The 21,370-nt window shown below is 60.2% G+C and carries 21 protein-coding genes and 2 tRNA genes; 15 read left to right on the forward strand and 8 right to left on the reverse strand.

Features of this window, described 5'->3' with window-relative positions:
- Positions 1-315 precede the first annotated feature (315 nt).
- The gene (locus tag IB264_RS23860; protein ID WP_025427049.1) at positions 316-747 is read left to right on the forward strand and encodes a GFA family protein; all 432 of its coding nucleotides are present in this window, start codon (positions 316-318) and stop codon (positions 745-747) included.
- A gap of 301 nt (positions 748-1,048) precedes the next feature.
- On the opposite strand, the gene IB264_RS23865 is transcribed toward IB264_RS23860, so the two are convergent.
- The 3 genes from IB264_RS23865 to IB264_RS23875 form a co-directional block, all read right to left on the reverse strand.
- Positions 1,049-1,122: transfer RNA gene (locus tag IB264_RS23865), tRNA-Cys, on the reverse strand.
- Between the two features lie 670 nt (positions 1,123-1,792).
- Positions 1,793-2,494 carry a thermonuclease family protein gene (locus tag IB264_RS23870; RefSeq protein ID WP_025427047.1) on the reverse strand — a complete coding sequence of 234 codons (702 nt, stop codon included), beginning with the start codon at positions 2,492-2,494 and terminating at the stop codon, positions 1,793-1,795.
- A gap of 241 nt (positions 2,495-2,735) precedes the next feature.
- The gene (locus IB264_RS23875) at positions 2,736-3,029 is read right to left on the reverse strand and encodes a hypothetical protein (protein WP_025427046.1); all 294 of its coding nucleotides are present in this window, start codon (positions 3,027-3,029) and stop codon (positions 2,736-2,738) included.
- 150 nt (positions 3,030-3,179) lie between these two features.
- Between IB264_RS23875 and IB264_RS23880 the strand changes: the two genes are divergently transcribed.
- From IB264_RS23880 to IB264_RS23900, 5 genes are all read left to right on the forward strand, one after another.
- Positions 3,180-3,254: transfer RNA gene (locus IB264_RS23880), tRNA-Asn, on the forward strand.
- Between the two features lie 101 nt (positions 3,255-3,355).
- Positions 3,356-4,798 carry a deoxyribodipyrimidine photo-lyase gene (locus IB264_RS23885; RefSeq protein WP_025427045.1) on the forward strand — a complete coding sequence of 481 codons (1,443 nt, stop codon included), beginning with the start codon at positions 3,356-3,358 and terminating at the stop codon, positions 4,796-4,798.
- A 106-nt stretch (positions 4,799-4,904) separates the two neighbouring features.
- Positions 4,905-6,158 (forward strand): cyclopropane-fatty-acyl-phospholipid synthase family protein, encoded by a 1,254-nt coding sequence (locus IB264_RS23890; RefSeq protein ID WP_025427044.1) that lies wholly within the window; start codon positions 4,905-4,907, stop codon positions 6,156-6,158.
- Between the two features lie 184 nt (positions 6,159-6,342).
- On the forward strand, positions 6,343-6,714 hold the full coding sequence (locus IB264_RS23895) for an SMR family transporter (RefSeq protein WP_025427043.1): 372 nt from the start codon (positions 6,343-6,345) through the stop codon (positions 6,712-6,714).
- The gene (locus IB264_RS23900) at positions 6,701-7,027 is read left to right on the forward strand and encodes an SMR family transporter (protein WP_025427042.1); all 327 of its coding nucleotides are present in this window, start codon (positions 6,701-6,703) and stop codon (positions 7,025-7,027) included. The genes IB264_RS23895 and IB264_RS23900 overlap by 14 nt, the downstream gene beginning before the upstream one ends.
- On the opposite strand, the gene IB264_RS23905 is transcribed toward IB264_RS23900, so the two are convergent.
- Entirely contained in the window at positions 7,015-7,857 is an 843-nt protein-coding gene (locus IB264_RS23905; protein WP_025427041.1) for an SDR family oxidoreductase, read from the reverse strand. The genes IB264_RS23900 and IB264_RS23905 overlap by 13 nt on opposite strands.
- A gap of 324 nt (positions 7,858-8,181) precedes the next feature.
- On the opposite strand from IB264_RS23905, the gene IB264_RS23910 reads away from it, so the two are divergent.
- From IB264_RS23910 to IB264_RS23930, 5 genes are all read left to right on the forward strand, one after another.
- A complete protein-coding gene (locus tag IB264_RS23910) occupies positions 8,182-9,222 on the forward strand; it encodes a cysteine synthase A (RefSeq protein WP_025427040.1) in 1,041 nt (346 codons plus the stop codon).
- Between the two features lie 8 nt (positions 9,223-9,230).
- Entirely contained in the window at positions 9,231-9,980 is a 750-nt protein-coding gene (locus tag IB264_RS23915; protein ID WP_025427039.1) for an alanyl-tRNA editing protein, read from the forward strand.
- 15 nt (positions 9,981-9,995) lie between these two features.
- Positions 9,996-10,850, forward strand: coding sequence for a 3-mercaptopyruvate sulfurtransferase (gene sseA / locus IB264_RS23920; RefSeq protein WP_025427038.1), 855 nt, complete (start codon positions 9,996-9,998; stop codon positions 10,848-10,850).
- 4 nt (positions 10,851-10,854) lie between these two features.
- Positions 10,855-11,418 (forward strand): GNAT family N-acetyltransferase, encoded by a 564-nt coding sequence (locus tag IB264_RS23925; protein WP_025427037.1) that lies wholly within the window; start codon positions 10,855-10,857, stop codon positions 11,416-11,418.
- Between the two features lie 91 nt (positions 11,419-11,509).
- Positions 11,510-11,977 (forward strand): DUF1203 domain-containing protein, encoded by a 468-nt coding sequence (locus IB264_RS23930; RefSeq protein ID WP_025427036.1) that lies wholly within the window; start codon positions 11,510-11,512, stop codon positions 11,975-11,977.
- A 40-nt stretch (positions 11,978-12,017) separates the two neighbouring features.
- Here the strand turns inward: IB264_RS23930 and ald are convergent, their stop codons facing one another.
- On the reverse strand, positions 12,018-13,136 hold the full coding sequence (gene ald / locus IB264_RS23935; protein WP_025427035.1) for an alanine dehydrogenase: 1,119 nt from the start codon (positions 13,134-13,136) through the stop codon (positions 12,018-12,020).
- A gap of 155 nt (positions 13,137-13,291) precedes the next feature.
- On the opposite strand from ald, the gene IB264_RS23940 reads away from it, so the two are divergent.
- A complete protein-coding gene (locus tag IB264_RS23940; protein ID WP_025427034.1) occupies positions 13,292-13,753 on the forward strand; it encodes an Lrp/AsnC family transcriptional regulator in 462 nt (153 codons plus the stop codon).
- A gap of 15 nt (positions 13,754-13,768) precedes the next feature.
- On the opposite strand, the gene IB264_RS23945 is transcribed toward IB264_RS23940, so the two are convergent.
- The gene (locus IB264_RS23945) at positions 13,769-15,016 is read right to left on the reverse strand and encodes a GGDEF domain-containing protein (RefSeq protein WP_025427033.1); all 1,248 of its coding nucleotides are present in this window, start codon (positions 15,014-15,016) and stop codon (positions 13,769-13,771) included.
- Between the two features lie 221 nt (positions 15,017-15,237).
- Here IB264_RS23945 and IB264_RS23950 point away from each other — a divergent pair, with 221 nt between their 5' ends.
- Positions 15,238-17,220: a bifunctional 2',3'-cyclic-nucleotide 2'-phosphodiesterase/3'-nucleotidase gene (locus IB264_RS23950; protein ID WP_025427032.1), complete on the forward strand. Its 1,983-nt coding sequence runs from the start codon at positions 15,238-15,240 to the stop codon at positions 17,218-17,220.
- 212 nt (positions 17,221-17,432) lie between these two features.
- Here IB264_RS23950 and IB264_RS23955 read toward each other — a convergent pair whose 3' ends face one another.
- Together IB264_RS23955 and ilvA are read right to left on the reverse strand one after the other, a co-directional pair.
- The gene (locus IB264_RS23955; RefSeq protein WP_025427031.1) at positions 17,433-17,753 is read right to left on the reverse strand and encodes an HlyU family transcriptional regulator; all 321 of its coding nucleotides are present in this window, start codon (positions 17,751-17,753) and stop codon (positions 17,433-17,435) included.
- An 87-nt stretch (positions 17,754-17,840) separates the two neighbouring features.
- On the reverse strand, positions 17,841-19,091 hold the full coding sequence (ilvA, locus tag IB264_RS23960) for a threonine ammonia-lyase (protein WP_025427030.1): 1,251 nt from the start codon (positions 19,089-19,091) through the stop codon (positions 17,841-17,843).
- A 153-nt stretch (positions 19,092-19,244) separates the two neighbouring features.
- Between ilvA and IB264_RS23965 the strand changes: the two genes are divergently transcribed.
- Both IB264_RS23965 and IB264_RS23970 read left to right on the forward strand, forming a co-directional pair.
- Positions 19,245-20,699, forward strand: a complete 1,455-nt coding sequence (locus IB264_RS23965; RefSeq protein WP_025427029.1) for a TrkH family potassium uptake protein — start codon at positions 19,245-19,247, stop codon at positions 20,697-20,699.
- An 80-nt stretch (positions 20,700-20,779) separates the two neighbouring features.
- A complete protein-coding gene (locus IB264_RS23970) occupies positions 20,780-21,370 on the forward strand; it encodes a hypothetical protein (protein ID WP_025427028.1) in 591 nt (196 codons plus the stop codon).

Raw genomic sequence — 21,370 nt, forward strand, 5'->3', positions numbered from 1 at the left:
AGGCTTTTTCTCCGCACGATCCGTTGGCCGAGCGCTCTTGCGACGCATCGGCTCGGGCCGCGGAACGTCCCCGACGTGGAGCACGAAAGCGTGCTGGCGCACGTATCGGGCACTTGGTCTGAATATGTGCCCGATGCGCGACGAGACGCCTCGTACCCCGCGCCTGAGCCCAATCGGCTGATGGCCCTACAACGAACGGCCTCAACGGGAGTGCGGTCCTCTGGATTGAGACTGCCCCCGAATGCGCTTGAGCACAAGCAACCCACCTCATAAGAAAGCTCATCAAATGCGCTTCAAAATCAGATGGATGATTGGATGAATCTCGATGTTCAGAACCTTGACGGAGCCTGCCACTGCGGAACGGTTCGCTTCAATGTGAAACTGAAGAGCGGCCTCCGCACCGCCCGCCGTTGCACTTGCTCCTATTGCCAGTTGAAGGGCGCGGTTGCCGTCTCTGCCGCCAAGGACGGGGTCACGGTTCTCTCCGGCGGCGAGGCACTCACCAAATATCAGTTCAACACGAAGGCTGCAGAGCATTACTTCTGCTCGAAGTGCGGCATCTACACATTCCACAAGCCGCGCGCGAACCCGGATTTCTACGGCGTCAACGCCGCGTGCCTTGAAGGCATAAGCCCATTCGATTTCGAGGAGCTACCGGTGAACGACGGCATCAACCACCCGATGGACACGAAGGGATCGACCGGCCCAAGGCTCGCAGGAACGCTCAAGTTTATCCCGGCGGAGTGACGACAGGCGCGGCTGGCAGGACGCCGGCCGCAGCCGTTCAAACTGCTGCACCCTGAATGAGGGGGGCGTTCGTTGCGCCGCCAAGACGTCGAAGATCTACTCGCGGAACGCGAACGGGCGCGCTTGACGAGGCAGAGTGTTGCCAGAAGCAATGGGGATGGAATCGGCAATCTGCTGCTTGGATCGAACGTCGAAGAGGGAGATAACGGGAACCAATTGCCACACAAAGAGGAATGTGTGGCAGCAGATGAAATCCTGCAGTCCAAATAGCGAAACTAATTCAACTACTTAGGAGTGGCTTTGGAGGCCTCGCCCGGAATTGAACCGGGGTACAAGGATTTGCAGTCCTCTGCGTCACCACTCCGCCACGAGGCCTCATCGACTGAGATTATCAAGTCGTGGCGAGCGTTTAGAATGAATATAGAAAGAGCGCAAGAGGGGATTTCTGAAAAACGTCCTCAGGCATTTCTGAAATTCCATCTTTCTCCAACTCTTCCACAGGCTTACCGATCCGGCCCCATAACGGATCGCCGCGAACCCCTTCGACGACAGGCGGCGGGCGCTATACGGCAGCGTCCGACACGAGGCAATTGGATGGATTTACCATTTCGACAGACGGCCCGAATCTTCCGTCCAACCCTTCTTCCGACGTCGCGGGGCGCTGCTACCTTGTACACCGTTTCACGGTAAAGCTACCTTGCACCAAGATTCTTCAGGGAATTGGACGTTGAATCCAGAGTTGATCATCTACCCAAGCTCATACTGACGGTAGTTTTCTGTGGAATGTGCATTGCGGTCGCAATCTGGCGTCTATTCCAGCTCGCGGTGACCGGCCGATTGGACATGTCGCCAATTTTCCCGAACCTTAAGGCAGATTTCCGAGCCAATCCCATCAAGCTGCTTCTAGCAAGCTCTCTTGTTGTGTTCTTTCTGGCACTATCGGCTCTGGGGTTGATAATCGGTATTGATATCGCGCTCGGTGGATAACTTAGACGGCTACACGCTTCCGGCCCTCATCATTCTCTCTGATGACGCCGAGCACCGTCTAACACCAGGGCTTGGGCTGTCCCTTCCAGGGCCGAACCAAGCCCTCCGATACGAGCACGGCGCCGAGAGAGCGGCCGTCGCGCATCACCACGCGCAGCTTTTCGCTGTTCTTGTCGTCGCTCCTGCCGATGGCCTCGATCAGCCTGAACTCGCCGGCGTTCAGCAACTCGCGCAATCGCTGCTTGGCGTAGAAGCCGCGGGCACGTTCGCTATCGCAACTCGCCTGCTTGATTCGCGGTGCATCGACGTCGGCGACACGGATCTCCTCGCCCTGGTAGCGGAATGTTCCGCCGTCGACGACGCAATTGTCGTTGCGGGTACCGCAGAAATAGAACTGATTCGCCTGGGGCTCGACGGCCGTGGGCTGCGCGATCGGGCGCTCGACGGGTGTCGGTGCGGCCAACCCGACATTGACTGCGGGTATCGGTCCGTCGACAGGCTTCGTCTTGTGCGTAGCCGAGGGCATGGCGACACGGGCCTGCGCCTTCGGCCGATCGTCCGACCTGGATGTGGATGTCGACTTGGGCGCCGATGCGAACACATCCGAAACGCCCGGCAGATCCCGCAACTGTCCACGGTGGTCGTACGCAACAACGCCGCCGACTGTCAGCACCGCGGCGAGATACCAGGGCAGCATTCCGCCCTTTTTCTTTGTCCGGCTGCCGCGGCGACGCCCGCGGCTTGTCGTGGTCTTAGCCATTCCGCCCCATCCTTAATCCGGGCGGCATTATGCTGCCGATCCGTTGCCGAATGGTTTTCAACGACAGCCCGAATGCGGGAGTTTGCGCACAAGTCGGTCGGGAGGACGCGGCGGTCCATGACTTTTATTCGATTGGAGCCGCCGCCACATCGTCGCCGACGAAGGAGCCGAATAGGCTCGGCTTCCGTGTAGCGTGAGCTTGTGGCGCCCAGTCGAAGCGAGGATCGCCCTCGCGAAAGAATCATCGTTCCTTCGAAGACCCCGTCCCGTTGCGTCGGCGCGCCCACCAGACTGCGAACCTTCGGCGGCGGCGGCGTACTGAAGGAATATCGTGCGAGAGGATGAGTAAGCCCAAGGGCACCATCCAGAATCCGAGCACGGGCAGAAAGCCGAGAAAGCCGCCGAATATCAGCAGCCCGCCAACCAGCATGCGCAGCAGTGGTGATTCCGGCAGCCTCAGGCGCCATTTGCCAAGCACGATCTGCCGTGTGTGCGGGTCTATGCCGAAATGCGTCTGTTTTCTGTTTTTATGCATCATTCCCTATCCGGCTGCCTTTCCCACAATTGGGGGCTTCTCCACAGGCTCGCAACAAAACTTCTCACTTTTTTTAAAAAAACAGCTTGGCAAATCGGAAAAGCATTTGTATTAGCAGCCTCACTTCTGCAGGACACGCCGCGCAGATGATCCCTGGTAGCTCAGCGGTAGAGCATTCGACTGTTAATCGACAGGTCGCCGGTTCGAATCCGGCCCGGGGAGCCAGTTTTTAAAGAGCCATTCGCGGTAACGCCCGAATGGCTCTTTTTCATTTTGCGGCTATGGTGCCGGCGACGCCTTCCTCCTTCCTCGCCCCCGGGAATGTCATGAGCGCAAATCCCACAACGCCGATTCTGGTCTGGTTTCGTCGAGATTTGCGCCTTCAAGACAATCAGGCACTTGCCACCGCGGCGCAGACGGGTGGACCGGTGATTCCGATCTACATCAATGAACCGGAGGAAAGCGGCAATGGGCCGCTTGGTGGCGCGCAGCGTTGGTGGCTGCACCATTCGCTCCAGGCATTGCGGGCATCGCTGCGGGCACACGGCTCCGACTTTATCCTGCGGACCGGTGCGCCGTTGGATGTGATCGCCGAGATAGCGCGGGAATCGGGCGCGACGACCGTGTTCTGGAATCGCCGCTACGACCCGAGCGGAATAGGAACCGATGCGCCGTTGAAGAAAGCGCTCGTTGAACGCGGCTTCACCGTCAGCAGCTTTGCAGGGCAACTGTTGCATGAGCCGACACGGCTCCTCACGAAGGGTGGCGGCCCTTATCGCGTGTTCACGCCGTTCTGGCGTGCGCTTGAGGCCAGCGGCGAGCCGGCGGCGCCGATTGAGACGCCGGAAATGATCAGAGCGCCTGTGAGGTGGCCGGCATCCGAGGAGCTTGAACGGTGGAAGCTCTTGCCGACGCGGCCGGACTGGGCATCGACGTTCGCCGAAATCTGGACGCCGGGCGAGCAGGCCGCTGCCGAACGCCTGCACAAATTCGTTGAACATGCCCTTGCCGGCTACAAGGCTGAGCGGGACGTCCCTGCAGCGCAAGGTACGTCCATGCTCTCTGCGCATCTTGCCTTCGGCGAAATCTCTCCGGCGCAGATCTGGCAGGTCACGCGTGGCCTGACGGAAACGCCGGTGGACGATGTCGTCACTTTCCGCAAGGAACTCGCCTGGCGCGAGTTCTCCTACAATCTGCTGTTTCACAATCCGGATCTCGGCCGTCAAAACCTCGATCGTCGTTTTGATGGCTTTCGCTGGCTGGACAATGACGAACAGTTCCACCGCTGGACAAGGGGCCTGACCGGCTATCCGATTGTCGACGCCGGCATGCGGCAGCTCTGGCGCCACGGCTACATGCACAATCGCGTCAGGATGATCGTCGCCTCCTTCCTGATCAAGGACCTGCTGATCGACTGGCGACGCGGAGAGGCGTGGTTCCGCGACACGCTGGTCGATGCAGATCCGGCCTCGAACGCAGCAAGCTGGCAATGGGTGGCGGGGTCCGGCGCCGATGCCTCGCCTTTCTTCCGCATTTTCAACCCGGTGCTCCAGGGCGAGAAATTCGATCCGGAGGGGCTTTATGTGAAGCGTTTCGTTCCGGAGCTCGCTGATCTCGAGGCGCGTTATATCCATCGACCATTCTCGGCCCCCTCGGCAGTACTGGCTGCCGCCGGCATCGAGCTTGGAGTCTCCTACCCCACCCCCATCGTCGACCACGCCTTCGCGCGCGACCGCGCGTTGGCCGCGTTTCAGGAAATCAGAACCTAAAAAATCGCTACAACCGCGCCGCCACCGGTACAAATCCATGGTTGGCCTCTCGCAGGATTATCGCTAGGCTCACGTTACGGATGCAACGATTGCCGGAGGGTGGTTTATGCATGATACAGAAGCCTGCTTTGCCGAATTCGACAACGCCGAGCACCTTTCGACTGAAAATCTCTCGCAGGTGCTGAAGGACTTTCCGCTCAAGGCCCAGATGGTCCTGCGCGGCCTCGTTCACCTTGAGGCCGGCGCGCTGGCGCTCGCTTTGCCCAACGGTCGGCGGCTGCTGGTCAAGGGAAAGGTGCCGGGGCCATGCGCCGCCGTGACACTTCACAACTGGAATCTTCCGCACCGGGCAATCACCGGTGGCACCATCGGCGCCGCGGAAAGTTATATAGACGGCGATTGGGACAGCCCCGATGTCGGCGCCTTTCTCGAGCTTTTCCTTGTCAACGCAGACATCGGCAACAGATTCCCTAACCGGGCGCGCGGGTTGATGCGGCTGGTGGAAAAATTCCTCCACTGGCGCAATGCCAACACCAGGACGGGCGCACAGCGCAATATCTCTGCCCACTACGACCTCGGCAACGCCTTCTACCGTGAATGGCTCGATCCGAGCATGACCTATTCGTCGGCACTTTACGCTAGCGGCGCCAACGATCTGCAGTCGGCCCAGACTGCCAAATACCGGGCACTGGCCGAGGCGACGAATCTACGGCCCGGTGACCATGTGCTTGAGATCGGCTGCGGCTGGGGCGGTTTTGCAGAATTTGCGGCGACCGAGATCGGCTGCAAGGTCACCGGCCTGACCATCAGTCGCGAACAACTCGCGTTTGCCCGGGAACGCATGCACAGGGCCGGCGTCGCCGACCGCGTCGAGCTGAAATTCCAGGACTATCGCGAGGAGAAGGGCCTCTATGACCGAATCGTCTCGATCGAAATGTTCGAGGCGGTCGGGGAAAAATTCTGGTCGACCTATTTCTCGCAGCTGAAGCGCTGCCTGAAACCCGGCGGCAAGGCCGGCCTGCAGATCATCACGATCAAGCCGGAAGCCTACGAGGAGTACCGCTCCAATCCGGACTTCATCCAAAAGTACGTTTTCCCCGGCGGCATGCTGCCGACGCGCGAGCATCTGGTCGATCTCGGGCGCAACGTCGGTCTGCGAATGATCAACGATTTCGGCTTCGGTGGCGACTACGCCCGAACGCTCGGCGAGTGGCGGCAGCGCTTCTGGTCGGTGTGGAGCCGGATCGAGCCGCTCGGTTTCGATCTGCGCTTCAAGCGCCTGTGGGAGTTCTATTTCTACTACTGCGAAGCCGGTTTCCGCGCCCGCAACATCGATGTCCGTCAGATCGTCTTCGAATGAGGCTCGCCGCCGCTACAGCGCCGCGCGTCTTATTAGACGCGCAAAGGTCGCTGTAGCACTTTGAATGGCTGCAAGTTTTTATCCTTAAATCGAATAGGATTTAAGGAAACATGCAGTAGGCTTTACCGATCGTCCGACAACGCCTATGAGGCAACCGATCCAGATCTTTTCTTGAAGGTTCCTCATGCGGCTTGCATGGTTTTTCCTGGCGCTCGCCATCGCGACTGAGGTGGCGGGCCTGACGGCGATGAAGGCCGCATCCGCCAATGGCTCCTATCTCGGCCACGTAGTGATGTATGTCTCCATTGCGCTTTCCTACGTCTTCCTGGCAAAGGCCGTGAAGACCATTTCCGTCGGCGTTGCCTATGCCATCTGGGAGGGGTCCGGGGTCGCGATCATTACGCTCGTTTCGGTGTTCGTGTTCGGCCATGTGCTGACCGGCCGGGAAATGCTGGGCCTGTCGATGGCGGTGGCCGGTATCCTGCTCGTCAATGCAGGCGAACACCGCGAAGAGGACGCTCCGGCCACGGAGGGAGCCATCGATGAGCGCACCTAGTCTCTATTTCGTCTTTGCCGTCATCGCCGGCATCCTCGACATCGCTGCCAATCTCGCTTCGACCAAATCGAATGGCTTCGCGCGCCGCGGCTGGGGCGCGCTTTCCATCGTTCTCGTGCTCGCCGCCTTTGCCTTCCTTGCCGAAGCGGTCAAGGGCATGGAACTTGCGATCGCCTACGCGGTTCTCGGCGCGACCGGGATTTTCGGCACGGCCATTTGCGGCCGCCTGCTCTTCGGCCAGAAGCTCAAGCCGATCGGCTGGGTCGGCCTCGCCCTGATCTTCGGCGCAGTACTGGTGCTTCACACGGCCTGATGTGGCCGCCCCTTGGCGCTCGTGCGGGTGTTCGTCGCTTTTGGCGGCGTCGCGCCTTGCCGGGTCAGCCGGTCAACGAGCGCGAAGTAGGCACCATATGGCAGCAGGCGTGACAACTTTGCGATAGTGATAGAGCGCTTCGGGAAGCTGACTTCGAAATGCTTCGACTTCAGGCCCTCGACGACGTGCTGAGCGGCCTCGTCTGCACTGACCATGCCGGACCTTGCAAATCCAAGCCGCGGCGAACCGGTCGTGTCGACAGGCCCCGGATTGATCAACTGCAGGCGAATGCCGATCCGGTCCAGATCGAGCTTCAAGCTCTCGGCCAGATTGATCAGGGCCGCCTTCGTGGCGCCATGGGCGGCGTTGCCCGGCAAACCGCCATAACCTGCAGCCCCCGACACGATGGCGATGTGGCCCTGCCCCCTTGCCTTCATGTGGGCCACTGCCGGCAGCAGACAATTGACGACACCGTTCACATTGACCGCAAAGCTCCGCTCAAAAGCGTCGCGATGCAGATCGTCGCCCCTCACCGGGATTGTCACCCCCGCATTGAACACGGCCAGAGACAGGTCGCCGTGATCATATTCGATCGATGCCAACACACGTTCCATATCCTGAGGGTCGGTGACATCGCCATCGAGAACGATGATGCGGCCGTCGGCGGCAGCTTCCTGTTGCAGGGCCACCAGTTTTTCGTGATTTCTGGAGGTGACGACCACCGAATAGCCGTCTCGCACCAGCCGCAATGCCAGCGCTCGGCCTATTCCCGAACTCGCTCCCGTTACCCATGCCAACCCATGCTCGGAATTCGTCTTGTGCATACTCATTGCCCATACCTCGGCACGCACCCGCCCGGTGCACGCTCAACTCAAGGGGCCGGCGAATGACACGCCCGGCCCAGACCAATCCCCCTCCAATATCCGGCGCGCACCCAGAGCGGCCTCGACCCTAAGCTTTCCCCTCGAAGACGTTTTTTGTTCGGGACAGGGCAGCGGTGAAACGCTATTTCTTGCCTGGGAAACAGGCTGAGCCGAAAACACGCCAATATTTCGGCGATCCGGTGTCGTTCTCAACGTTCGCCGGCCACTCGGCGTTTTTCTTCGGTAACGCGGCTCGCTTCAGCGGCCGTTCTCAAGCACGAGGTTCTGCAAATGGCCATTCTTCCGTCCGTTCTTGAAGCAATCGGCAACACGCCCCTGATCCGGCTGAAATCCGTATCCGAGGCAACCGGCTGCACGATCCTCGGCAAGGCGGAGTTTCTCAATCCGGGACAGTCGGTGAAGGATCGCGCCGCGCTCTGGATCATCCGGGAGGCGGAGAAGGCCGGGCAGTTGAAGCCGGGGGGCGTGATCGTCGAAGGGACTGCCGGCAATACCGGCATTGGCCTTGCCCTCGTCGGGCAGGCACTCGGCTATCGGACCGTCATCGTCATTCCGGAAACCCAGAGCCAGGAAAAGAAGGATGCGCTGCGTCTTCTTGGAGCAGAGCTCGTCGAAGTGCCGGCTGTGCCGTACAAGAACCCGAACAACTACGTGAAGATCTCCGGTCGCCTGGCCGCTGAACTCGCAAAGACCGAACCGAACGGCGCCATCTGGGCAAACCAGTTCGACAATGTCGCCAATCGTGACGCCCATGTCGCCACCACGGCGCCTGAAATCTGGCGCGATACGGACGGCAAGGTCGACGGCTTCATCTGCTCTGTCGGCTCCGGCGGTACGCTTGCGGGCGTTGCAGAGGGCCTGCGCGCCAAGAACCCTGCGATCAAGATCGGCCTTGCCGACCCTGATGGTGCGGCGCTCTACAATTACTACGCGCACGGGGAGTTGAAGGCGAGCGGAAGCTCCATCACCGAGGGCATCGGCCAGGGCCGCATCACCGCCAACCTCGAAGGCTTCAGTCCAGACTTTTCCTACCAGATCTCCGATGCCGAGGCCGTGCCGCTGGTCTTCGACCTGATCGAACGCGAAGGCATTTGCGTCGGCGGATCAACGGGCATCAATATTGCCGGCGCCGTCCGGCTCGCCAAGGAGCTCGGTCCGGGACATACGATCGTGACGATCCTTTGCGACTATGGTAACCGCTATCAATCGAAACTCTTCAACCCGGACTTCCTGGCCTCGAAGGGCCTGCCTGTTCCGGCCTGGTTGAAGGGCCCCTCAAGCATCACCGTTCCATACGAATCAGTCGGATAAGATTTGCGATGACAAAGACCGTGACTGCCCTCTTCCGCGAAGATTTCTATCTCTCGACTTGCGAAGCAAGTGTCACCGGAATTCTGGAGGATGGCGGGATCGAGCTTGATCAGACCTGCTTCTACGCCACGTCAGGCGGACAGCCGGGCGATAGCGGCTTCCTGGAGCGCAGCGACGGCAGCCGCATCGACGTTGCCGTTGCCCGTCATGGCGCGACGAAGGACATCATCATCCATGTCCCGGCGGAAGGACAGCCAGCGCCTGATATCGGCGAGAAGCTGGTCGTGCATATCGACTGGCCGCGCCGCTACCGGCTGATGCGCATGCACACGGCTTGCCATCTGCTCTCCGTCGTTTGTCCCTTCCCGATCACGGGCGCAGCCGTAGGCGAAGATGAAAGCCGGGTCGATTTCGACATGAGCGAAACGATCGATAAGGACGAGGTGACGGCAGCGCTGAGGAAGCTCGTCGACGAGAACCACCCGGTCTATCTGCAGTGGATCACCGACGAGGAACTCGCAGCCAACCCCGGTATCGTCAAATCCAAGAATGTACGCCCGCCCGTCGGGCTTGGTCGCGTCAGCCTTGTCTGCATCGGTGAAAACTCGGCGATCGACAGCCAGCCCTGCGGCGGTACACATGTGTCGGAAACCCAGGAAGTCGGCGCGATCCACATCGCCAAGATCGAGAAGAAGGGCAAGGAAAACCGCCGTTTCCGCATCCGCTTCGGCACGGCAGACGACCGCCAGACAATCTGAACAGGAGATACGACCATGACCAACAACAAAAGCGCTTACGTCGTTTCTCCGGACTGGTTGCAGCAGCGGCTCAACAATCCCACCATTCGCATTCTCGATGCCGCCTGGTATCTGCCAGCCCAGAACAGAGACCCGAAAGCGGAGTACGACGTGGGCCACATTCCCGGTGCCGTGTTCTTCGACCAGGATGCGATAGCCGATCACACGAGCGGACTGCCGCATACGCTGCCGACGCCGGAAGCCTTCGCCACGGCCGTTGGTGCGCTCGGTGTCAGCGAGACCGATACGATCGTCGTCTATGACGGCCCGGGCATCATGACCGCGCCGCGCGTGTGGTGGATGCTGCGCATCATGGGCGCAAAGGACGTCTATGTGCTCGATGGCGGCATGGACGGCTGGAAGAAGGACGGACGCCCGGTGACGACGGACGTTCCCTCGCCCACGCCCGTCACGTTCAACGTTACTTTCACGCCTTCGGCGGTAACCTCGCTTGAGCGCATGAAGGACATCGTGCAATCAGGCAAGGTCCAAATTGCCGATGCGCGGGGCGCCGGGCGCTTCCTCGGCGAAGAGCCAGAGCCGCGTGCCGGAATGCGCTCCGGCCACATGCCGGGCGCGCACAGCCTGCCTTCCACCACCTTTTCCGAGAACGGCAAGTTCAAAGATCTCGACACGCTGCGCAAGACATTTGCCGAGGCGGGCGTCGACCTTTCCAAGCCCGTGGTGACAACCTGCGGCTCAGGCGTCACGGCAGCCATCATCACGCTGGCGCTGCAATCCCTCGGCCACACCGACAATACGCTTTACGACGGCTCCTGGTCCGAATGGGGTGGCCGCGCGGATACCTCCGTTGTGACCGGCAGCGAGTGACATCATGCGCCCTCCCAAGCTCGCCTCACTGACTGCCCACGTCACCGAACTGGAAATGACGGCACCGCCCAAGCAGAGCTTGCCGATGCCGGTCAACATCCAGACGGCAATCCTGCGCGTGTCCGACATCCCGCTGAATTACTATCGGTTCCTCTATCTGCGGGTTGGCAAACGCTGGCACTGGGCCGATCGTATCCGCATGAGCGACGAAAAGCTGGCTGCGCTACTCGCCGACAAACGCACGAGCGTTACCGTGCTCTATGTCAACGGCGCACCTGCCGGCTTCTTCGAGCTTCACCAGGCCGATGACAACGTCGTCGAGCTGACGCATTTCGGCTTGATGGAGCACGCGCTCGGGCTTGGCCTCGGCAAATGGTTCCTGCTGCAAACGCTGTTTGCTGCGTGGACCTTGAACCCGAGCAAGGTTACGGTCACGACCAACAATCTCGACCACCCACGGGCGCTCCAGCTCTATCAGCAATTCGGCTTCTCGCCCGTCGCCACCCGCGAAGCGACCATCGAGCCGCTGACGGACGAAGAACTGCTGGCCTTCGCTAAGAATCTCTGACGTCCGCACGGCCGCAAGTTTCGGGTGTCGCCGCCGCACCAGGCGGGGCACAGTGCGCATCAAATGATCCCTATTGATCTGGAGATGCACGATGGCCCTGCGCTACATACCGATGTCCACCGATCAGGCCGAGCGCCTAAGACAGGGTGGCAACGATGCTTATGGCAACCCGCCGGAACGCCAGATATCCGATGGCGACGGCGTTCCCTGTCGGCATTGCCTTGGCAACGTCGATGCCGGCGACACCTATCTGATCTTCGCGCTGCGGCCTTTTACGTCGCTGCAGCCCTATGCCGAGACCGGTCCGGTTTTCATGCATGCCGACGAATGCCCGGCATATAGCGACGAAGTTCGGCCGCCCATCCTGACGTCGAGCAAAGACTATCTGCTGCGCGGCTACGGCAGCAATGAGCGCATCATCTATGGGACCGGCGGCGTGGTTCCCGCCGAGCAGCTCGAATCTCGCGCTGAAGCTCTGCTCTCCATGCCTGAGGTCGCAAGTGTGCATGTCCGATCGGCCAAGAACAATTGTTATCAATGCAGGATAGAGCGCCCCTGAAGCGTCGGTCCGGCCATGGCCGGACCGACTTCGTTAGGGTTCAGGCGACGTTGAGCACCGCTTCCGGCGCGTAGGCGTCGTAACCGAGTGCCTCGGCAACGGGGGCGTTGGTCACCCGTCCGCGGTGAACGTTGAGACCGGCACGCAGGTGCCGATCTTCCGCGACTGCCTTCAGACCACGATCAGCCAGTTGCAGACCGTAGTGCAGCGTGGCGTTGTTGAGCGCATGGGCTGAAGTCACCGGGACGGCGCCAGGCATATTCGCGACGCAATAGTGGACGATCCCGTCGACCTCGTAAGTCGGGTCCGAATGGGTGGTCGCGTGCGATGTCTCGAAGCAGCCGCCCTGGTCGATGGCGACATCGACGATGACGGCACCCTTCTTCATCCCGGTCAGCATTTCCCGCGTCACAAGCTTAGGTGCGGCAGCGCCTGGAATGAGAACGGCTCCGATGACCAGATCGGCAGAGAAAACCTCATCCTCGAGGGCATCGATGGTGGAGTAGCGCGTGTGTATACGACCGCCGAAGATGTCGTCGAGCTGGCGCAGACGAGGAATAGAGCGATCGAGGATGCTGACATCAGCGCCAAGTCCAGCTGCCATTCTGGCGGCATGGAGGCCGACGACGCCGCCGCCGATAATCGCGACCTTGGCGGGAAGCACACCGGGCACACCGCCGAGCAGAATGCCGCGGCCACCGTTGGCCTTCTGCAGCGATGTCGCACCGGCCTGAATGGCCAGGCGACCCGCGACTTCCGACATCGGCGCCAGAAGCGGCAAGCCGCCGCGCTCGTCCGTGACGGTTTCATAGGCGATGGCCGTGACGCCCGAATTGAGCAGACCCTTGGTCTGTTCCGGATCCGGCGCGAGATGCAGGTAGGTATAGAGAATTTGGCCCTCGCGCAGCTGTGCCCATTCGGAAGGCTGCGGCTCCTTGACCTTGACGATCATGTCCGATTTTTCGAACACATCCTTTGCCGTCGCGACTATCTTCGCGCCAGCGGCACGGTAGGTATCGTCATCCGCGCCGATCCCCGCTCCTGCCTTGGTTTCAATGATAACCTCGTGGCCGTGAGCGACATATTCACGTACCGACCCGGGGGTCAGGCCGACTCGGTATTCATGGTTTTTGATTTCCTTCGGGCAACCGACACGCATCGCGCGTTCCTCTCCTGTTGTGGGCAATTTTGCCTCATTGACACGCCCTCAGCAAAACACGCGGCGAAACGAATGTCCTTGCAAAGATGTCTCCGCGGAGGCATCAATTTCGAAGAATATTGCGTCATTGTCCGAGCTATTGGTGGAAATCGCGAATGAGTGAACTTGATGCCATCGATCATGCGATTCTGCGCATTCTTCAGCAGAACGGCAGGATTTCGAACGCCGATCTGGCGGCCAAGGTAGGGCTGTCGCCATCGGCCTGTTCGCGCCGGGTCGATATCCTGGAGAAATCAGGCACCATCAGCGGCTACCACGCCCGCCTCGCCCACAAGGCGCTCGACTACCAGATCATGGTGATCGTGCATATTTCCCTGTCCGGGCAGTTCGCCAAGACGCTGGCCGAGTTCGAGGCAGCGGTAAAGCTCTGCCCCAATGTTCTCGTCTGTTACCTGATGTCGGGCGAATACGACTACATTCTGCGGGTCGCGGCCAAGGACCTGCAGGACTACGAACGCATCCACCGAGACTGGCTTTCCGCCCTGCCCCATGTGGTCAAGATCAACTCGAGCTTTTCCTTGCGGGAAGTGATCGACCGGCCGAACGTCGGCATATAACGAGCTGCGATAGCGTTAGCGGCCGACGACGCAATCGCGACCACGCGCTTTCGCTGAATAGAGCCTGAGATCAGCCTCAGACAGCAGATGCGCAATCGCGACACCATCGTCAGGCGTGGACGACAATCCGATGCTGACGGTCACGGCTTTGCCATCGGGGGTGAAAACACCAGCGGACACCGCTAGCCGGATGGTCTCGGCATGCCTCAGCGCATCGGCATGCGACAATCCCGGGCACAGCACGACGAACTCTTCACCGCCATAACGAAAGAGCCGATCTCCCTGGCGCAAGCGTGCTTTCATCACTTCCACAAGCTTCTGCAGGATGCGGTCACCCTCCTGGTGGCCGAAGCGATCGTTGACGCCCTTGAAGTGATCGACGTCGATGATCAACAGACTGACCGCAGCTTTTGAGGCTACGGCAGCGCGCAGCATCTGCGGCCCTTCGATATCGAAGCGGCTGCGGTCGAGACATCCCGTCAGCGTGTCCTGGCCGGACCGTGAAAGCAGGTCTTCATAGCGTTCGCGGAAAGTCAGATCGTTGAAGATGTCGCCGAGAGGCCGGTCCGACATCGCCAGGAACGGATGGCGCGAAACATTGAGATAGAGGCCGATAGCGATGGCGTAGAAAGTCGCGGCCAGCATTTTCGCGATCCATCCGCCCCACAGCACCTCCATAGGCGCATCGTTCAGCCAGTGCAGAGCCGCGTAAAATGCCAATTGATCGAAGCTCAGGATCACGACACCGCAGATCAGGAAGCGGACGGTTACGAAGCGGCGCAACCATTTGCCGAGACGCTCGTAGAGCAGGATGATCAGGAGCGTATCGAGGTAGAGAACCAACGTCCCCCACACCATCAGCCCGCCCATTTCATCGATGAAGGCGATGTCGGCCGAACGGCCCGGAACAATCGAAACAGTCTCGTGCTGGCGCAGCAGCAGGCTGAGGATGACCGTGAGCAAGTTTCCCGCGAGCAGACCATAGATCGGCTGACGGACGGTCGCGGCATCCTCCTTCACGTAAAGCAAGAGGATGATCATCAGCTTGCCGGAGAAAAGCACGACCGATCCCGGAGAGACGATCCCGAACGGCAATTGCACGTAAAAGACCGCCGCCAGATAGGTTTCGATGAAATGCATCACGCCCAGGGCCGCGACAAAAACGCCGAGACCCAGCCGGGCACGAAGCTGCAACAACCAGATCATCGCCGTGACGTAGACCAGTGCTTCGCCGACGAAAATAATGAGATTGGCGTTGGGCATGCTGTTGAAAAGGTTCCGGTTTCGCCAGACAAACCGTTAGGTGGAAAGCTTAAAGAAAACTTTAGCTCGGTTGCAGACGGACCGGAATTGCAATGCGAGAATCAACTGCTTTGCGAAGTGTTGCCTTTCCGGCATAGTCGCGACCAACCCACCGTGGTTCGCATGTCAAATCAGAAACCGCGGATTGCACACGCAATGGCATTCATCAATGGAGGGCAAGCATGCAATCGACGACATCCCCGTTCCACCTCTCGCGCCGCTCGCTTCTGTCCGGCGTCGCCGCCGCCTCGGCGCTGGTAATGCTTCACCCCTTCTCCGCACGTGCTGCCGCCAACCAGGCGCATCTGCGCATCATGGAAACGACCGACCTGCACGTTCACGTCTTTCCCTACGACTACTACGGCGACAAGCCGAACGACACGCTGGGGCTAGCACGCACGGCCTCGATCGTCGACGCCATCCGGGCGGAGGCAACCAACTCGATCCTCGTCGATAACGGCGACTTCCTGCAGGGAAACCCGATGGGCGACTACATCGCCTATCAGCGTGGCATGAAGGATGGTGACATCCATCCTGTTATCGCTGCAATGAACGTGCTTGGCTACGATTGCGGCACGCTCGGCAACCACGAATTCAACTATGGCCTTGATTTCATGTTCAAGGTGCTGAACGGCGCCAACTTCCCGCTGGTCTGCGCCAACCTGACCAAGGGCGCGCTCGCCGCCGATGCCCGACAGGACCAGCTGTTCCTCAAGCCCTACGTCATTCTCGACCGCAAGGTGAAGGACGGTGCCGGCGCCGAGCATGCGATCCGGGTCGGGCTCATCGGTTTCGTGCCTCCGCAGATCATGTCCTGGGACGCAAAGCACCTTGAGGGCAAGGCCAATGCCCGCGATATCGTCACGGCGGCCCAAGCCTGGGTTCCGCAGATGCGCGAGGAAGGTGCCGATATCGTCATCGCGCTTTCCCACTCCGGCATCGGTCAGCAGGACTACGCCGAAAACCTCGAAAACGCATCGGTTCCGCTGGCCGCGGTCGAAGGCATCGACGCCATCGTGACCGGGCATAGCCATCTCGATTTCCCCGGTCCGAAGTTCGCCAAAATCGCCGGCGTCGACAATGCCAAGGGGCTGATTTCGGGCAAGCCCGGCGTCATGGGCGGGTTCTGGGGTTCGCATCTCGGCCTGATCGATCTGCTGATCGAACGCGAAGGCGGCGCCTGGCGCGTCATCAGCTCCACCAGCGAAGCGCGGCCGATCTACCGGCGCGAGGACAAGAAGGTGATCGCCGAGGTCGCCGAAAAGCCGGAAGTGCTGGCGGCGGCACAAAAGGAACACGAGGCAACACTTGCCTATGTTCGCACGCCGGTCGGCAAAAGCGCGGTGCCGCTCTATTCCTACTTCGCCCTGGTCGCCGACGATCCGTCTGTCCAGATCGTCAGCCAGGCGCAGACCTGGTACATCAAGGACATGCTGAAGGATACGGAGCACAAGGATCTGCCTGTGCTCTCCGCTGCGGCTCCATTCAAGGCCGGCGGTCGCGGCGGCGCCGACTACTACACCGACGTTCCGGCCGGCGACATCGCCATCAAGAACGTCGCCGATCTCTATCTCTACCCCAACACGGTCCAGGCCGTCGTCATCACCGGCGAGCAGGTGCGCAACTGGCTGGAAATGTCCGCAGGCATCTTCAACCAGGTGAAGGCTGGAGCCTCGGATGCAGCCCTGATCAACGGTGACTTTCCGTCCTACAACTTCGATGTCATCGACGGCGTCACTTACCAGATCGACCTGTCCGAGCCGCCGAAGTTCGACAAGGACGGCAATGCCATCAACCCGTCAGCCAATCGTATCAAGAACCTGAACTTCAATGGACAACCGATTGACCCGGCGCAGAAATTTGTCGTCGCGACGAACAACTACCGCGCCGGTGGCGGCGGCCATTTCCCTGATATCGCTGCCGACAAGGTGGTCTTCGTGGCACCCGACACCAACCGCGACGTAGTGGTTCGCTACATCATTGACCAGGGAACCATAAATCCGGCGGCCGATGCCAACTGGACCTTCGCGCCACTCGCGAACACCAGCGTCACGTTCGACAGCGGCCCGAAGGCAAGGCAGTTCCTGTCGCAGGTCAAAGGCGTGACGATCGAGGATGCGGGTGAAGCCGCAGAAGGATTCGCCCGTTTCCGCATCAAGCTGTGATGCCGAGTGCCCCCGCAAGGCGGGGGTACGTCCCCTGGCGTGGAGAACGGAAGTGCCGCTACCAGCAAATGCCAAAAGCGGCAATGCGGATGCTGAAGCAGCCATCAATCTGGACGTGAGTGAGCCGCTTGCGCTTACGATGGACACGAGCTCTTGACGCCAAGTCACTGCAATATTTTTATAAATCGGACGTCGCGGCTTGCCGCCAACAATCAGACTTGCCGCGACGGGGCGTCGTCAGAAAACAACGACGGTCCGGTCTGGTCGATGATCTGGCGGCCCTTGCGGAAAGCGGCATCGATCGCGTCTTGTTCGGACGTGAACAGATCGGCCCGGATGAAGCTGCGCACCCGCACGTCGCCTTCGGCGATCGTCTTCTCGATGCTGCCAGCCAGACGGAACTGCGAGCCTTCGCGCATCGGTGTCGCGCGGATCGTGCACTCTGCATAGGCTTCGGTTTTTCCCGATGCGCCTTGAGCCTCGTTTTCGGTGGAGCCGGAGCGGCCGAACAGTTTTGAGAAAAATGATGCCATGAGCAAGACTTAGACGCGACGGCGAAAGCTGTCAAAGCCAAAGTGTCGATGTCGACCCTCTGCCATTACGTCTCCGCCCACCAGCCGTCAGATGATCAGATTGGACAGGATCTCGTTCTCGGTGATGTCCTGATACCGCAGGCCGGCAGCGTCGAACCGCGACTTCAGGATCGGGAAATTCTCCGCGTGCTTGGTCTCTATGCCGATGAGGATCGAACCGAAATTGCGCGCGGACTTCTTCAAATATTCGAAGCGCGAGATATCGTCCTCGTCGCCGAGCAGGTTGAGGAAGTCGCGCAAGGCACCAGGGCGCTGCGCCATGCGCAGGATGAAATACTTCTTGAGCCCCGCATGCCGCATCGCCCGCTCCTTGACGTCAGGAAGACGCTCGAAGTCGAAGTTGCCGCCGGAGACGACGGCGATGACGGTCTTGCCTTCAAGCTTTTCGCGACCGATCGCGTCCAGCGCCGTGATCGACAATGCGCCTGCGGGCTCGAGCACAACGCCCTCGACATTCAACATGTCGATGATCGTCATGCAGATCGCGTTTTCCGGAAGCAGCATGACCTGGTCGGCAGAGAAGCGGCGAAGAGCCGCAAAATTCAGATCGCCGATCCGCCCGACAGCTGCGCCATCGACGAAGTTGTCGACTTGGTCGAGCGTGACAAGACTGCCGGTCTCGAGGCTCTGCCGGAGGCTCGGCGCGCCTGATGGTTCGCAGAAGACGAAATGGTCGGCGGCGACATCATCCTTCAGATAGCCGGTGACGCCGGCCGACAGGCCACCGCCACCGACCGGAAGCACGACGAGATCGGGCCTGACGCCCTCGGGCAATTGCTCGGCGATTTCAGCGGCAACAGTCGCCTGCCCTTCGATGATGTCGAGATGATCGAACGGCGGCACCATGACGCCATCGATCGTTTCCACATGCTCGCGCGCAGCCTTGTAGCATTGGTCGAAGATGTCGCCGACAAGGCGGATCGTGATGAACTCGCCGCCGAACATGCGGGTCTTGTCAATCTTCTGCTGCGGCGTGGTCACCGGCATGAAGACGACGCCAGGAACACTGAAATGCCGGCAGACGAAGGCGAAGCCCTGCGCGTGGTTGCCTGCCGAGGCGCACACGAAGGTCTTGCCCGTCGCGCCGGCACCAAGCACCTTGCGGAAGAAATTGAACGCGCCTCTGATCTTGTAGGAGCGAACCGGCGAAAGGTCCTCGCGCTTGAGGAAGATGTTGGCGCCGTACCTGGCGCTCAGATGTTCGTTCAATTGCAGCGGCGTGGCCGGAAAAATATCACGCATCGCCGTGGTTGCGTTGTCAACATCCTGCTTCGTCACGTGAGGTCATCCATTGAGTTTGCCGATGGCAGCCGCTATTGCACATTGCAGCGCTCGAGGCCATCGCTTTGACTCGAATCGACCGGCGGTGGACAATGTAACCGCTTCGCGCCTCGCCAGATCACGTAGTTTCATTTCCAGGAAATCGAACGTTTGAACGCAACCCTGATCCGGCATGCTGTGCACATCGCAGCGATCCTCGGCCTCTACCTGTCGGTGGCGATGCTCGTGCCGGCGATGGTCGACCTCTATTACGGCCATCGCGATTGGCAGATCTTTGCTGTATCCGCCTTCATGATCGGCGGCCTTTCGGCAGCGACGTTCATGGCGACGCGCATGGGACCGCCGCCGTTTTCGAAGAAGTTCGGCTTTCTGCTGGTCAACCTGCTCTGGGCGGTATTTTCAGTCGTCGGCGCCATCCCGCTGTGGCTGTCTTCATTGAAGCTCGACTTCGCGCAGGCGCTGTTCGAATCCGTCTCCGCCATCACGACAACCGGATCGACCGTCATCGTCGGGCTCGACGATGCGCCGCCGGGACTGCTCGTCTGGCGCTCGCTCTTGTGCTGGCTCGGCGGCATCGGCATCGTCGTCCTTGGCCTGTTCATCATCCCCTATCTCCGGGTTGGCGGCATGTCGTTCTTCAAGATGGAATCCTCCGATACGAGCGACAAGCCGTTCGCTCGCGTCGCAAGCTTCAGCCGCGCATTCCTTCTCATCTATATCTCGATCACGGTTCTCTGCACGATCGGGTACAACATGACGGGCATGAACCGGTTCGACGCGATCAATCATGCGATGTCGACGGTGGCGACGGGCGGTTTCTCGACGCATGATGCGTCATTCGGCTATTTCGGCAGTATCCCGCTGCTCTGGACGGCGACCTTCTTCATGGCGCTCTGCAGCCTGCCGTTCTCGATCCTGATCGTGCTTGTCGTGCGCGGCCGCCTCGACGCGCTTCGCGACCCGCAGATCATCGTCTTCCTCGGCTATCTCTCGGCCTTCTCGATCGCCGTGGCGATCTATCATCGCCTCGTCAGTGGCGTCGAGTTTCACCTGGCGCTTGCACATTCCTTCTTCAACATCACCTCGATCCTTTCGACCAGCGGCTATGCGAGCGAGGACTACAGCCTGTGGGGTCCCTTCGTGGTGATGGTCGCTTTCATCGCAACCTTCATGGGCGGCTGTTCCGGATCGACTGCCGGCGGCATCAAGGCCTATCGCTTCGTGGTGCTCTTCAACGCCATCCGCTCGGGCCTCAACAAGCTCATCTACCCCAATGCGATCTATGCCGTACGTTACGGTAACAACACTGTTGATGCCGATACGCAGCGCGCGATCTTCCTGTTCTTCACCACCTATATCCTGCTGTGGGTGCTGGGCAGCCTCGGCATGGGCGCGCTCGGCTATGATTTCATAACCGCGACCTCAGCGGTCATCACCTGCCTTTCCAATGTCGGTCCCGGCCTCGGCAGTCTCATTGGCCCGGCGGGCAACTTCTCGACACTCCAGGACCCGGAGCTTTATCTCCTGTCGCTGATGATGTTGCTGGGTCGTCTGGAAGTGCTGACCGTTCTGGTGATTCTGACGCCGATCTTCTGGAAACATTGACCATTGCCGCGCCGGCCCTATCGTCTTGACTCGATGCGGCAAATGCCGAAAGTCGCATCCAAGGGACAAAGGGGAACGTCATGGCGAAACATCGGTCACTGCTGGCGGTGCTAACCGCCGCAAGCATGCTCTGCATAAGCGTCGAGGCAAAGGCCGGGCCGCTCGTCGACGCCGCGACCAAGGCGGAACAATTGGCGACCTCCGGCGACCCGGCCAAAGCACGGGAACTCCTGCGGCAAGCGGTCGGTGATTTTTCGCAAACCCTGCCGTTCTCCATCGGCAAGGCCGTCTTCATCACCAAGGAACCGGCTGGCTATGCCATGTACGAGCCCAAGGACGGGACCGTCTTCAAGACCGGGGAAGCGCTCGTATCCTACGTCGAACCGGTCGGCCTCACCTGGAAGGACGCGGCCACCAAGGGCAAGTTGGAAACGCACTTCACCGTCGATTTCGACATCCTCAATCCCAAGGGCGATATCCTTGCCGGGCAGAAGGCATTTGGCGACTTCACCTTCACCGGTTACCTCAAGAACCAGGAGATCTATTCGACCCTGACGATCGACGTTTCCGGGGCTCCGGTCGGTGACTACGTGCTGCGCTTCCATTTCAACGATATCAACAGCGGCAAGACAGCGACGATCGATCAGCCGTTCAAGATAGCCGGACCGTGA

The sequence above is a fragment of the Ensifer sp. ENS11 genome (genome assembly GCF_014851895.1).
GTDB lineage: Bacteria > Pseudomonadota > Alphaproteobacteria > Rhizobiales > Rhizobiaceae > Ensifer > Ensifer canadensis.